The organism is Pseudooceanicola endophyticus (assembly GCF_018760365.1).
GTDB classification, from domain to species: Bacteria; Pseudomonadota; Alphaproteobacteria; order Rhodobacterales; family Rhodobacteraceae; genus Pseudooceanicola; species Pseudooceanicola endophyticus.
On record NZ_JAHIAB010000007.1, the window covers coordinates 15,401 to 27,461 of the forward strand.

Sequence of the window (12,061 nt, forward strand, 5' to 3'; positions counted from 1 at the left end):
ACAGCGGCACGCGACGAAAATGTCCGCGCGCCACTGTCCGGCCCGTCCTGCACCCTGCGCGGGCCGTTGCCCGCCAGCCTCGAACCTCCGGCGCGGGCCCCTGGGAGCCGGTCCGGAGGGAGGCCGGGGCCAGACTTGCGGCCCCGGTGCGGAGGGGAGACCCCCTCCGTCGTGACATGGCCTCAGTCGGCCAGGACCACCACGTCCAGCGGCGGGAAGCCGTTGAAACCGATGGAGGCATAGGTCGAGGTATAGGCCCCGCAGTTGCGGATGATCACCTGATCCCCCGCCCTCAGCCCCAGCGGCAGCTCGACCGGGCGCCTTTCGTAAAGCACGTCGGCACTGTCGCAGGACGGACCCGCCAGGATGCATGGACCGGTCGCCTCTGCGTCGCGGGCGGTCAGGAACTGGTAGCGGATCGCCTCGTCCATGGTTTCCGCCAGACCCGAGAACTTGCCGATATCGAGGTAGACCCAGCGGTGCAGGTCGGCCTGTGCCTTGCGCGAGACCAGCAGAACCTCGGCGGCGATGGCGCCGGCCTCGGCCACCATGCCGCGTCCCGGTTCGGCCATGATCTGGGGAACCGCACCGAACCGCGCCTCGATCAGCGCCATGACGCGGGCGGCATAGGTGGTGGGGGCGTCGATTTCCTCGCCATAGAAGGCCGGGAAGCCGCCGCCGATGTTGAGCAGCTCCAGCGCGTGACCGGCGGCATGGGCGGACTTCCAGACGGCGGCCACCTGGTCGAGCGTATCGCACCACATCTCGGCCCGGCGGGTCTGGGAACCAACGTGGAACGAGATCCCGACGGGGCGCAGCCCGAGCGCCACGGCCCGGTCCATCAGCGCCACGGCACCGTCGCGGGCGACGCCGAACTTGCGCGACAGGGGCCAGTCGGCGCCGGTCGCCTCGACGATCAGGCGGATGTAGACCTGCGCGCCGGGGGCGTTTTCGGCTATCTTCTCAAGCTCTTCCTCGGCATCGGCGGCAAAAAGGGTCAGGCCGGCGGCATGGGCGAAGGCGATGTCGCGCGGCTTCTTCACCGTGTTCCCGAAGGAGATCTGGTCGGGATGGGCGCCAAGACCCAGGCAGAGCTCGATCTCGGCGCGGGAGGCGGCATCGAAGCCAGAGCCGAGCGCCACCAGACGTTCGATGATCTCGCGCTGCGGATTGGCCTTCACGGCATAGTGGATGCGGGCGCGGCCCAGCCCGGCCTGCAGCGCGTGGAACTGCTGCGCGACGCGCGCAATATCCAGCACCAGCGTCGGGCGATCAAAGCTGTTCTGGCGGATGAATTGTTCCACGCGGGTCGGCGCGCGCACGGCATCACGGGCCGCGAATTGGGCGACAATAGCGTTCATGGTCATCTCCATAGACCCGGCCATATATGACCGCTCAGTTCCATCGGAGACGTTACCGTCGCTACTTGACCCTAGAGGTTTCGCCTAGAGGATCCCTTGCGGATCCCCCAGAGGCTGCCCTTTCGACAGAGGCGCGTGCGTTGGCGTCTTGGCGGGCGATATCGGGCAGATGCGGGATTCGTTCAAGGGGCAAATCCGGTCGCGAAGATAAAATTTCCGCTGACGTGCCGTGACCCGCGGCCCCGCGCAAACATTTGATCAAAAAGGAAGAAAGCAGGAAGGATCAGGATCCGTGCGACAGGCAGAGCTGCGGTGGCCTGCCATCCTCGGACAGCAGGGAGGCCCCGCAGGCCGCGCATCTGTAGAAGGTCTTTCCGTCTTGGTCATGGGCATGGTTCATGCGCCAGCGGCAGCCCTTCATCGAGGGTTTGCCGTAGATCCAGATCAGCACGATCGCCAGCACGAAGGCGATGGGAACGAAGATCAGCATGGGGCCGATACTTGCACGTAGGGTCCTGAAAAGCAAACCGCGCGGCCCGAGGGGGTCCGCGCGGAATGACGTTTCTCCGGGACTGAAACCGGAGGCCGGATCAGGCGGCGTAGGGGATGTAGACCGGCTCTTCTTCCGCCTTGGCGGCAGGCTGGGCGGCTTCTTCGGGCATGTAATAGGAGAGCGACTCTTCCAGCAGGGCCAGCGCCTCTTTCGGGGAAATGGTTTTCTGTTCGGTCGTCGCCATCACGGGCCTCATCACATACGCTTCGTCTTTACCTGGGGGGCTTATGGCAGAAGCGGCCCCTCAGGAGCACCGCAAATCCGGCAGAGGCGCTATGCTGCGGGTGCAAAGGTGCGCCCCGGTCTCATCTTGCGGGCGAGCCGCCGCTTGCCAAGCCGGCCGCGCTGGTGTTTGAGGGGCCATTCGCTCTGCGATCGGAGGCACAGCATGGACTACAGCAAATCGGGTGGCAGCAAGGGCCACGGCAAGGGCCCCAAGCACGTGGCCGAAAACAGCCGCGCCAACGGCAAGCCCGGCAAGGACGGACGTTCGACGAAAGAAGAGCTTCTGGCGCGCATGAAGGCCGCCGCCGAGGCCAAGAAGAAGGGCTGAGAGGCCCCCTTCCCGTCCGGGGTGCCGCACGCGCCCCATCCCAACGCAGAAGGCCCCGGAGTTTCCTCCGGGGCCTTTCGCATGTCGGGGGTCCGGCGATCAGACGTGACGCTCGACCATCATCTGCTTGATGTGCGAGATCGCCGCGGCCGGGTTCAGGCCTTTCGGGCAGGTCTTCGCGCAGTTCATGATGGTGTGGCAGCGGTACAGCTTGAACGGATCTTCCAGCTGGTCCAGACGCTCGCCGGTGGCTTCATCGCGCGAGTCGATGATCCAGCGGTAGGCGTGCAGCAGGGCTGCCGGGCCGAGGTAGCGGTCGCCGTTCCACCAGTAGCTGGGGCAGGAGGTCGAGCAGGAGGCGCACATGACGCATTCGTACAGGCCGTCGAGCTTCTTGCGGTCCTCGATGGACTGCTTCCACTCTTTCGCCGGACGGTTGGTCTTGGTTTCCAGCCAGGGCATGATCGAGGCGTGCTGCGCGTAGAAGTGCGTCAGGTCCGGGATCAGGTCCTTCACCACCGGCATGTGCGGCAGCGGGTAGATCGTGACATCGCCCTTGATCTCGTCCAGGCCGAAGATGCAGGCGAGCGTGTTGTGCCCGTCGATGTTCATCGCGCAGGAGCCGCAGATCCCCTCCCGGCAGGAGCGCCGGAAGGTCAGGGTGGGGTCGATCTCGTTCTTGATCTTGATCAGCGCGTCCAGGACCATCGGACCGCATTTGTCCATGTCCAGGAAGTAGGTGTCGACGCTGGGGTTCTCGTTGTCGTCGGGCGACCAGCGATAGATCTTGAACTTGCGAATGTTCTTCGCACCCTCGGGCTTCGGCCAGGTCTTGCCGGTCTTGATCCGGGAGTTCTTGGGGAGTGTGAGCTGAACCATCTGGCGTCCTCCTTAGAACGTCCGCGCCTTGGGCGCGATTTTCTTGAGCGAAATGCCGCCTTCCTCTTCCTTCGTCAGCGGATCGTGGACGATCGGACGATAGGAAAGCTCGACCTTGTTGCCGTCGACGCGGGAGATGGTGTGCACACGCCAGTTCTCGTCGTCGCGCTCGGCGAAGTCCTCGTGGGCATGGGCACCGCGGGATTCGTGACGGGCCTCTGCGCCGACGATGGTGGCCATCGCGTTCGGCATCAGGTTGGTCAGTTCCAGCGTTTCCATCAGGTCCGAGTTCCAGACCAGCGAGCGGTCGGTGACCTTCAGGTCGGGCAGCTTGGCCGCGATCGCGGTCATCTTCTCGACGCCTTCCTTCAGGGTCTCGGAGGCGCGGAAGACGGCGGCGTCGGCCTGCATGGTGCGCTGCATTTCCAGACGCAGCTCGGCGGTCGGGATGCCGCCCTTGGCGTAACGGAAGTAGTCGAAACGCTCGAAGGCTTTTTCCACACCGGCCTTGTTGGTCGCGGGGATCGCGGCTTCGCGGTCGACCACTTCACCGGCGCGGATGGCGGCGGCGCGGCCGAAGACCACGAGGTCGATCAGCGAGTTCGAGCCCAGGCGGTTGGCACCATGCACCGAGGCACAGCCCGCTTCGCCCACGGCCATCAGGCCGGGCACGACGGCGGTCGGGTTCTCGGCGGTCGGGTTCAGCACCTCACCGTGGTAGTTGGTGGGGATGCCGCCCATGTTGTAGTGCACGGTCGGCAGAACCGGGATCGGTTCCTTGGTCACGTCCACACCGGCGAAGATCTTGGCGCTTTCCGAGATGCCCGGCAGACGTTCGGCCAGGGCTTCCTTCGGAAGGTGCGACAGGTTCAGGTGGATGTGGTCGCCATGCTCGCCCACGCCGCGGCCTTCGCGGATCTCCATGGTCATGGAGCGCGAGACGTAGTCGCGCGGTGCCAGGTCCTTGTACTGGGGCGCGTAGCGCTCCATGAAGCGTTCGCCTTCGGAGTTGGTCAGGTAACCACCCTCGCCGCGCGCGCCCTCGGTGATCAGGCAGCCCGAGCCGTAGATGCCGGTCGGGTGGAACTGGACGAATTCCATGTCCTGCAGCGCCAGGCCCGCACGGGCCACCATGCCGCCGCCGTCGCCGGTGCAGGTGTGCGCCGAGGTGGCCGAGAAGTAGGCGCGCCCGTAGCCGCCGGTGGCCAGCACGACCATCTTGGCGTTGAAGACATGCATCGTGCCGTCATCGAGCTTCCAGCAGACGACGCCGGTACACACGCCGTCGTCGGACATCAGCAGGTCGATGGCGAAATATTCGATGTAGAACTCGGCGTTGTTCTTCAGCGACTGGCCATAGAGCGTGTGCAGGATGGCGTGGCCGGTCCGGTCGGCGGCGGCGCAGGTGCGCTGCACCGCGGGGCCTTCGCCGAATTCGGTGGTGTGGCCGCCGAAGGGACGCTGGTAGATCTTGCCCTCTTCGGTCCGGCTGAACGGCACACCGTAGTGTTCCAGTTCGTAGACGGCCTTGGGGGCGGAGCGTGCGAGGTATTCCATCGCGTCGGTATCGCCCAGCCAGTCCGACCCCTTGACGGTGTCGTACATGTGCCACTGCCAGTTGTCCGGACCCATGTTGGCCAGCGAGGCGGCGATGCCACCCTGCGCGGCCACGGTGTGGGACCGGGTCGGGAAGACCTTGGTCACGCAAGCGGTGCGCAGGCCCTGCTCGGCCATGCCGAGGGTTGCGCGCAGACCCGCGCCGCCGGCCCCGACAACCACGACATCGTATTCGTGTGTTTCGTATTCGTAAGCAGCCATTGGAAACCTCGGGTCTTAGAGTGCGATGCGGATCAGCGCGAAGATGGCCGACGCGGCAATCAGGTAGGACAGGCAGTCGACCAGGATGACCAGCAGACGACCGGTCAGACCGTGCACGTAGTCCTCAAGCGCCATGCGGCAGCCGTTGCGGAAGTGCATCATGCCGACGCCGAAGGTCAGCGCGGCGATCAGCGCGGGCCAGGGACGGGAATAGTAGGCGACGATCTCTTCGTAGGAGCCGCCCAGGTGGGGGCCGAAGGTGAAGACGAAGAACGGCACCAGGAAAATGAGCGCGATGGAGCTCACCTGCATGGACCAGTGATGCTCGGTGCCGGTCTTGGAGGCACCCATGCCAACGGCGCGCTTGCGGTCAGTCAGATAACGCATGGCTGGCTTCCCCCTCAGACGAAGATGATGGTGATGATGGTCAGGACGAGCGAACCGTAGATGACGATCCAGCCCAGCTTGTCTGCCGACTTCATGTCCAGGCAGTAGCCGTTGTCCCAGATGAGGTGCCGGATGCCGGCCAGGGCATGGTACCACAGGCCCAGTGTCGACAGCAGCAGGATCAGGTCACCGATCCAGGAGGTGACGACAAAGTCGGCCACCGCGAAATAATCCGGCCCGGTTGCTGCAGCGATCAGCCACCACGCGATCAGAAACGCCTCGACCACCAGCGCGTTGCCGGTGATGCGGGTGAGGATCGAAGTGACGGAGTTGAGCTGGAACTTGTAGTACTTCCCGAGCATGAAAGGTGAAAGCGGGCGGTTGCCCCGGTTCACATCGGCCATGACATGTCCTTTCCGGTTTCCCTTGAGGCGGTTCTAGCAGAACTTGCCGCCTTGTCATCCATCCACCATGCCGCAGTACACAGAATTTGAAGAGGAAAGTTACGGTTTTTCCTCTCTGTGATCACAAGATTTATGCGTGTGATCACATAACTTGCCCCTGAGAGCGCAATCATTTTTCTGACTGATTTGCTAGGTTTTTGCCGGCGATTCCATCGCCCCGGCACCGCCCCCGGGCCCGGCGCACCACCCTGCCCCGCCGCCTGCGCCGCACATGCGAAGGGCCGCGACACGGGTCGCGGCCCCAGCAGCCCGGATCGCGGCGATCCGGGCGATCCGGAAGCGGATCAGAAGGCGTAGTCGACGGCGAAGACGCCGTAGGGGACGGTCTCGTCGCTGTCGTGGTAGGTCGCGCTGAGCGAGATCGCATCGTTGATCTTGTAGCTGCCGTAGACGGTGCCGTAGGTCGCGCCGTCCTGGCTCAGCCGGCCGAAGGTGGCGCCCAGGCCGATCCGGTCGGTCAGCGTGTAGTCGCCCATCAGACGGGTATCGAGCACGTCCGAGTTCGGATCGTAGGAGACGTGCACGCCCAGGGTCAGATCCTGGTTCGCCGGCGCGGAGACCTCGCCGAAATACTCGCCGCAGCAGTTGTCGCTGGGATCCGAGTAGTAGTATCGCACGTAGCCGACGTTGTAGTCATACGTCCCCGTGGTGCCGCGATAGCCCAGCGTCAGGTCGTATTCCTGACCGTTGCCGGCAACGGCACGCTGCATGTTGGAGGTCCACAGGTTCACGTAGGCCCCGTTGTAGCCCAGCTCGACCCAGGGCTGGAACGCCACGCCGTTGCTGTACTTGGTGCCGGAGGAGCCGACGTATTTGCTGGCCAGGGTGGCGCCGCCCGAGAAGCTGAGGCCTTCGTCGGCCGAGGCGATGCCCGGCGCCACGGCGGCGAGGGTCAGAAGCGAAAATGCGGCAAGGGATTTCATTGCGTTCTCCAGGAAGGTTGGATCCGATCACGCTCTCATGAAGGGGCGGTGCGCAATAATCCAGCCGCCGCGCAAATCCACGCAACGTTATTCCCTGACGGAAACATCGCACTCCGCTAATGTTTCCTGACATATCAAATTGGTAACCTTGCGAAATTGCTATAATTTCACACCTTTTCGACGCTTCGCACGCAAAGGTGACGGCCGGACACGTTATCGTGCGCTGCTCACAGCGGGATCAGCGCCCAGTAGTCCAGATCCAGCAACACCTCCGGAAGGTACTTTCCGGCGGCATCTTTCAACGCGAAGGGGGCCCCGCCCGAGGTCGCCACCAGCCGCAGCCGCAGCGCCCCGATTCCCGGCACCGATGTCTCGGCACGGTCCAGCACCTCGGACCAGGCCTTCACCGTCATGCCTGCGAAACAGGGGTTGGCATGGGCCCCGCCGTTCAGCCCGACGATCAGCTGCGCATTGGCCAGCCCGTTGAAGCTGAGCGCACGGGCAAGCGAGATCACGTGCCCGCCGTAGATCAGCCGCCGGCCATCCTCGCGCAGGGTAGCGTCGAAATGCACCTTGGAGGTGTTCTGCCACAGCCGGGTGGCCATCATGTGCTCGGCCTCCTCGACGGTCACGCCGTCGACATGGTCGATCACCTCGCCCACTTCGTAATCGCCCCAGCGGTGCGCCTCCCCCGCGAGGGTGAAGTCGTAGCCCGAGAAATCGAGGCCCTCGGGGATGATCAGGTCACGGGCCGACAGCACCCCGGGCAGTTCCGGGATCAGCGTCTCGGGCGCGGGGGCGTCCAGGTTGCCCTTTCGCACCATCACCCAGCGCACATAGTCCATCACCAGATCGCCGTGCTGGTTGCGCCCCTCGGTGCGGACATAGACTACGCCGCTTTTGCCGTTGGAATTCTGCTTCAGCCCGATCACCTCGGAGCGGGAGCTGAGCGTGTCGCCCGGCCAGACCAGCCGGTGCCAGCGCCCCTGCGCATAGCCAAGGTTCGCCACCGCGTTCAGCGACACATCCGGCACCGTCTTGCCGAAGATCACGTGGAAGACCGCAAGGTCGTCCATCGGCGAAGCGGGCAGCCCGCAGGATTGCGCGAAGGCATCCGAGGACTGCAGCGCCGTGCGGGCCGGGTAGAGCGCATGATAAAGCGCCCGTTCCCCTGCCCCGATGGTTCGCGGGACCGCGTGGTGAAGTGTTTCGCCGATGCGATAGTCTTCGAAGTAGCGGCCCGCGAATGTTTTCATGTCAGTACTCGCCCAGTTTGATGTCCGGTGAATAGTCGTGCCCCTCGACCTCCTTCACCACGGCCTGGCCGCAGCGCATGGTGCCGTTGGCCGCGTCGAACGCATAGGTCGGAGAGCCGTGCAGCGTCCATCCGGCGTTCAGCGCCTTGGTGACCTTGTGGCAGAAGGCCGAAGTGTCGTCTTCGGAGAGAAAGCGATAGAGTTTCATGCCGCCTCACATTGGCAGAGGGTTGGGTCCGAGCCATCCGTGGATGACCACGATGACGGCATAGACCACGATGGTGATCCCGGCGAGGATGATGTCGCTTTTCAGCCGCCCGCCCTCGTAGCGCTGCCAGGGCCCCTGGTTGCGGTTGCTGACGATCCAGCCCGCAACGGCCCAGAGGATCATGCCGCCCCAGAGCAGGATCGAGGCCAGGTCGCCCCGCACCAGCAGATGCGCGATGCCCCACAGGATCACCGCGACGAACATCGGGTGGCGGATCATGCCGCGCAGGCGGCTTTTCGAATGCGCGGTGCCGAAGGCCGCGACCGAGAACAGCATCAGCAGGTTGTTGACATGCTGGCCCCAGACGGGGGGCGCATAGACAAAGACCGTGTCCGCGCTGCGATAGCCGATCACCAGGAAGACGATGCCCAGCAGGGCGCCGATCGCCCCCAGGGCGCGGCGGCGGTTTTCGGGCAGGCGCGCGGCCAGTGCCGGCGTGTATTCCTTCAACACATGGGGCCAGGTCCACAGGATCAGGCCGAGTATGATCAGCAACATGGGGCTTCCTTTCGGGTCGCGTGTCTTCCCCGGCAGCCTGCCCGGCTCAGCCCATGGCCGCAATGGCCTCCGCCCGGGCAAGGGTCTTGCGGGCGGTTTCCACGTGCAGGTTCTCGACGATCTTGCCATCGACCACCGCAACGGCCTGACCGGCGGCGACACATTCCTCGTAGGCGGCGATCTGGCGGCGGGCCAGATCGACCTCGGCCTCGGCGGGGGCGAAGACGGCGTTGGCGATCGCAAGCTGGGCCGGGTGGATCAGCGTCTTGCCGTCCATGCCCAGATCGCGGCCCTGTTCGCATTCCGCGCGCAGGCCCTCATCGTCCTTGAACTGGTTGTAGACGCCGTCGATGCAGACCTTGCCATAGGCGCGCGCCGCCAGCAGCATGGTCTGAAGCGCCATCTGCATAGGCAGCCGGTCGGACCGGGTGCGGCAGCCCACATCCTTGGCCAGGTCGTTGGTGCCCGCCACAAAGCCTTCAAGGCGCGGATGCGCGGCGATCTCGGCGGCGTTGAAGATCGCCAGCGGCGTCTCCATCATGGCCCAGATCGGCAGGTCGCTCAGCCCGGCCAGGGTTTCGATGTCGGCAGCGGAATTGACCTTGGGCAGCAGCAGCGCCTCGGCGCCCGATCCGTTCAGCGCGGCCACATCATCGCGGCCCCACTCCGTCTCAAGCCCGTTGATGCGCACGATGCGCGCCCGCGCGCCGTAGCCGCCCGCCGCCAGCGCCGCCTTCAGCGTGGCGCGCGCCTCGACCTTCACATCGGGCGCAACGGCGTCCTCAAGATCGAAGATGATGCCGTCGGCGGCAAGATCCCGGGCCTTTTCCAGTGCCCGCTCGCGCGAGCCGGGGATGTAGAGAAGTGAGCGGTAGGGGCGCAGGGCAGCTTCCATCGTCGGGTTCTCCGGGCAATTTTCTGCGCCGTGATGCCATCGCGGCGACGATTCCCTCAAGCCCTGCCAAGGTCGCGGGACAATTTTTCGCACCTGCAGCATGACCGGAAACGGCGCCGGGCCAAAGCCCCGACCGCAGGCATTTGACGCAAATGCCGGTATGTTCGCGGGGCAGCGATTAACCCGGCATAAGCCGTCCGGAGCCATCCTGCCGGCTCCTGCCGGGTCCCCGGTACTTCGAAAGTTCTGCCCATGCTGCGTCCCAGCCTTTGCGCCCTCGTCCTGACCGGTCTGGCCGCGCCGCCGCTCCTGGCCGCCGATCCGCCGCCCTGCGCCCCCCGGGCCGTGGTGATCGACCGGCTGCACACCGCCTTCGGCGAAACCCCGCGCTCGGTCGGACTGGGGGCCAACAATGCCATGGTCGAACTCTTTGCCTCCGACGAAAGCGGCACCTGGACGATCACCGCCACATCGCCCGACGGCATGACCTGCCTGCTGGCCAGCGGAGAGGCCTATGCCGCGCTTCTCCCGCCCCCGGGCGAGGATGCCTGAGCGCAGTCCGGGTTTGCAGAATCGCGTTAACCTTGCGGAAGGTCGGGCAATTCCCGCACCGCCTCCGCCCCGCCCGAGCGGGCGCAAACATGCCTTCGGGACCGTCACGCAAGTGTCACACCCGGGCGGGACGCCGCAGGGGAAAGCGTGGATAAGCAATTGAAATATCTGACTCAACAGCAGGTATCGGGCGCCCTGCCGGGCGTAGGGTAACCTTACGGCTCTTGCGTCGCCGAGATAAAACACCTACCCCGATCCCGACGTTTCAAACCGGACCGGAGACAGATCCAATGGCCAGACCCAAGATTGCCCTGATCGGCGCGGGCCAGATCGGCGGCACGCTCGCCCATCTCGCAGCCCTGAAAGAGCTGGGTGACGTTGTTCTTTTCGACATCGCCGAAGGCACCCCCGAGGGCAAGGCGCTCGACATCGCGGAATCCGGCCCCTCCGAGGGCTTCGACGCCAAGCTGAAGGGCACCCAGTCCTACACCGATATCGCCGGCGCCGATGTCTGCATCGTGACGGCCGGTGTGCCGCGCAAGCCGGGCATGTCCCGCGACGACCTGCTGGGCATCAACCTCAAGGTCATGAAATCGGTCGGCGAAGGCATCCGCGACAACGCCCCCGACGCCTTCGTGATCTGCATCACCAACCCGCTCGACGCGATGGTCTGGGCCCTGCAGAAGTTCTCGGGCCTGCCCGCGAACAAGGTCTGCGGCATGGCCGGCGTGCTGGACAGCGCGCGCTTCCGCCACTTCCTGTCGGTGGAATTCGACGTTTCCATGAAGGACGTGACCGCCTTCGTGCTGGGCGGCCACGGCGACACCATGGTGCCCTCCGTGCGCTACTCCACCGTCGCCGGCATCCCCCTGCCCGACCTGGTCGAGATGGGCTGGACCACCCAGGAGAAGCTGGACGCCATCGTGCAGCGCACCCGTGACGGCGGCGCCGAGATCGTCGGCCTGCTGAAGACCGGCTCTGCCTTCTACGCGCCCGCGACCTCGGCCATCGAAATGGCAGAGTCCTACCTGAAGGACCAGAAGCGCGTCCTGCCCTGCGCCGCCTTCTGCAACGGCGAGTTCGGCCTGAAGGACATGTACGTGGGCGTTCCGACCGTGATCGGCGCCGGCGGCATCGAGAAGATCGTCAACATCAAGCTCACCAAGGAAGAGCAGGAGATGTTCGACAAGTCGGTCGACGCCGTGAAGGGCCTGGTCGAGGCCTGCAAGGCCATCGACGGCTCTCTGGCGTAACCGCCCGAGCGAAGCCATCTCGGCGGCCCGCGATCCAGACCGGATCGCGGGCCGTTTGCGTTTGTGCCCCTGCCCGCCCGCAGACCGTTCCGGCCCGCAGTCAAGCGTGGCCGCCAGCCGCCGTTCAACCCCCGGTTGCAGAGTCCGATTAGGGGAACAGAACCAGCGGAAGCCCGCCGTTGCGGCAACTGCAGCATTCGACTCGCCGCAACGCAGAGAAAGCAGGGGGTTGGGCGATCTCCCGGGGACGTGAGCGAACGTTTACAGCTCTTGTGATCACACGAATTTCTGCTGTGATCACAAAGCGCAAAAAATCCGCCGAAAATCCGCCGAAGCCTGAAAAATCAGTTCATCGGGCGGAAAGACTGTGCCAGTACCGATGGCAATCGTAGTCAAGCGAG

15 protein-coding genes are annotated in these 12,061 nt (G+C 65.0%); 3 read left to right on the forward strand and 12 right to left on the reverse strand.

Annotated elements, in window-relative coordinates; translation table 11 throughout:
• Positions 1 to 182: 182 nt before the first annotated feature.
• From KM176_RS13080 to KM176_RS13090, 3 genes are all read right to left on the reverse strand, one after another.
• Positions 183 to 1,361, reverse strand: a complete 1,179-nt coding sequence (locus KM176_RS13080; RefSeq protein WP_160894312.1) for a type III PLP-dependent enzyme — start codon at positions 1,359 to 1,361, stop codon at positions 183 to 185.
• 283 nt (positions 1,362 to 1,644) lie between these two features.
• Complete coding sequence (locus tag KM176_RS13085) at positions 1,645 to 1,851, reverse strand: hypothetical protein (protein WP_160894310.1); 207 nt, start codon at positions 1,849 to 1,851, stop codon at positions 1,645 to 1,647.
• 100 nt (positions 1,852 to 1,951) lie between these two features.
• Positions 1,952 to 2,098 carry a hypothetical protein gene (locus KM176_RS13090; protein WP_160894308.1) on the reverse strand — a complete coding sequence of 49 codons (147 nt, stop codon included), beginning with the start codon at positions 2,096 to 2,098 and terminating at the stop codon, positions 1,952 to 1,954.
• 204 nt (positions 2,099 to 2,302) lie between these two features.
• Here KM176_RS13090 and KM176_RS13095 point away from each other — a divergent pair, with 204 nt between their 5' ends.
• On the forward strand, positions 2,303 to 2,467 hold the full coding sequence (locus tag KM176_RS13095) for a hypothetical protein (protein ID WP_202397806.1): 165 nt from the start codon (positions 2,303 to 2,305) through the stop codon (positions 2,465 to 2,467).
• A 99-nt stretch (positions 2,468 to 2,566) separates the two neighbouring features.
• On the opposite strand, the gene KM176_RS13100 is transcribed toward KM176_RS13095, so the two are convergent.
• From KM176_RS13100 to KM176_RS13140, 9 genes are all read right to left on the reverse strand, one after another.
• Positions 2,567 to 3,346, reverse strand: a complete 780-nt coding sequence (locus tag KM176_RS13100) for a succinate dehydrogenase iron-sulfur subunit (RefSeq protein WP_160894306.1) — start codon at positions 3,344 to 3,346, stop codon at positions 2,567 to 2,569.
• A gap of 12 nt (positions 3,347 to 3,358) precedes the next feature.
• Positions 3,359 to 5,164, reverse strand: a complete 1,806-nt coding sequence (gene sdhA, locus KM176_RS13105) for a succinate dehydrogenase flavoprotein subunit (protein WP_160894304.1) — start codon at positions 5,162 to 5,164, stop codon at positions 3,359 to 3,361.
• 15 nt (positions 5,165 to 5,179) lie between these two features.
• Positions 5,180 to 5,551: a succinate dehydrogenase, hydrophobic membrane anchor protein gene (sdhD, locus tag KM176_RS13110; RefSeq protein ID WP_160894302.1), complete on the reverse strand. Its 372-nt coding sequence runs from the start codon at positions 5,549 to 5,551 to the stop codon at positions 5,180 to 5,182.
• A 14-nt stretch (positions 5,552 to 5,565) separates the two neighbouring features.
• Complete coding sequence (gene sdhC / locus KM176_RS13115) at positions 5,566 to 5,955, reverse strand: succinate dehydrogenase, cytochrome b556 subunit (protein WP_160894300.1); 390 nt, start codon at positions 5,953 to 5,955, stop codon at positions 5,566 to 5,568.
• Positions 5,956 to 6,299: 344 nt separating this feature from the next.
• Positions 6,300 to 6,938 (reverse strand): TorF family putative porin, encoded by a 639-nt coding sequence (locus tag KM176_RS13120; protein ID WP_160894296.1) that lies wholly within the window; start codon positions 6,936 to 6,938, stop codon positions 6,300 to 6,302.
• 227 nt (positions 6,939 to 7,165) lie between these two features.
• Complete coding sequence (locus tag KM176_RS13125) at positions 7,166 to 8,194, reverse strand: MaoC family dehydratase (protein ID WP_160894294.1); 1,029 nt, start codon at positions 8,192 to 8,194, stop codon at positions 7,166 to 7,168.
• Position 8,195: 1 nt separating this feature from the next.
• Positions 8,196 to 8,402: a DUF1737 domain-containing protein gene (locus KM176_RS13130; protein ID WP_160894292.1), complete on the reverse strand. Its 207-nt coding sequence runs from the start codon at positions 8,400 to 8,402 to the stop codon at positions 8,196 to 8,198.
• A gap of 6 nt (positions 8,403 to 8,408) precedes the next feature.
• Positions 8,409 to 8,960 (reverse strand): NnrU family protein, encoded by a 552-nt coding sequence (locus KM176_RS13135; protein WP_160894290.1) that lies wholly within the window; start codon positions 8,958 to 8,960, stop codon positions 8,409 to 8,411.
• 46 nt (positions 8,961 to 9,006) lie between these two features.
• Positions 9,007 to 9,855: an HpcH/HpaI aldolase/citrate lyase family protein gene (locus tag KM176_RS13140; RefSeq protein ID WP_160894288.1), complete on the reverse strand. Its 849-nt coding sequence runs from the start codon at positions 9,853 to 9,855 to the stop codon at positions 9,007 to 9,009.
• A gap of 252 nt (positions 9,856 to 10,107) precedes the next feature.
• Between KM176_RS13140 and KM176_RS13145 the strand changes: the two genes are divergently transcribed.
• Entirely contained in the window at positions 10,108 to 10,407 is a 300-nt protein-coding gene (locus KM176_RS13145) for a hypothetical protein (protein ID WP_236045308.1), read from the forward strand.
• Between the two features lie 290 nt (positions 10,408 to 10,697).
• Positions 10,698 to 11,660 carry a malate dehydrogenase gene (gene mdh / locus KM176_RS13150; protein WP_160894286.1) on the forward strand — a complete coding sequence of 321 codons (963 nt, stop codon included), beginning with the start codon at positions 10,698 to 10,700 and terminating at the stop codon, positions 11,658 to 11,660.
• Positions 11,661 to 12,061 lie beyond the last annotated feature (401 nt).

Bases quoted from the DNA above. Each gene is read 5' to 3' on its own strand.
- KM176_RS13080 (WP_160894312.1), bottom strand. From the start codon at position 1,361: ATGAACGCTATTGTCGCCCAATTCGCGGCCCGTGATGCCGTGCGCGCG.
- KM176_RS13085 (WP_160894310.1), bottom strand. From the start codon at position 1,851: ATGCTGATCTTCGTTCCCATCGCCTTCGTGCTGGCGATCGTGCTGATC.
- KM176_RS13090 (WP_160894308.1), bottom strand. From the start codon at position 2,098: ATGGCGACGACCGAACAGAAAACCATTTCCCCGAAAGAGGCGCTGGCC.
- KM176_RS13095 (WP_202397806.1), top strand. From the start codon at position 2,303: ATGGACTACAGCAAATCGGGTGGCAGCAAGGGCCACGGCAAGGGCCCC.
- KM176_RS13100 (WP_160894306.1), bottom strand. From the start codon at position 3,346: ATGGTTCAGCTCACACTCCCCAAGAACTCCCGGATCAAGACCGGCAAG.
- sdhA (WP_160894304.1), bottom strand. From the start codon at position 5,164: ATGGCTGCTTACGAATACGAAACACACGAATACGATGTCGTGGTTGTC.
- sdhD (WP_160894302.1), bottom strand. From the start codon at position 5,551: ATGCGTTATCTGACTGACCGCAAGCGCGCCGTTGGCATGGGTGCCTCC.
- sdhC (WP_160894300.1), bottom strand. From the start codon at position 5,955: ATGGCCGATGTGAACCGGGGCAACCGCCCGCTTTCACCTTTCATGCTC.
- KM176_RS13120 (WP_160894296.1), bottom strand. From the start codon at position 6,938: ATGAAATCCCTTGCCGCATTTTCGCTTCTGACCCTCGCCGCCGTGGCG.
- KM176_RS13125 (WP_160894294.1), bottom strand. From the start codon at position 8,194: ATGAAAACATTCGCGGGCCGCTACTTCGAAGACTATCGCATCGGCGAA.
- KM176_RS13130 (WP_160894292.1), bottom strand. From the start codon at position 8,402: ATGAAACTCTATCGCTTTCTCTCCGAAGACGACACTTCGGCCTTCTGC.
- KM176_RS13135 (WP_160894290.1), bottom strand. From the start codon at position 8,960: ATGTTGCTGATCATACTCGGCCTGATCCTGTGGACCTGGCCCCATGTG.
- KM176_RS13140 (WP_160894288.1), bottom strand. From the start codon at position 9,855: ATGGAAGCTGCCCTGCGCCCCTACCGCTCACTTCTCTACATCCCCGGC.
- KM176_RS13145 (WP_236045308.1), top strand. From the start codon at position 10,108: ATGCTGCGTCCCAGCCTTTGCGCCCTCGTCCTGACCGGTCTGGCCGCG.
- mdh (WP_160894286.1), top strand. From the start codon at position 10,698: ATGGCCAGACCCAAGATTGCCCTGATCGGCGCGGGCCAGATCGGCGGC.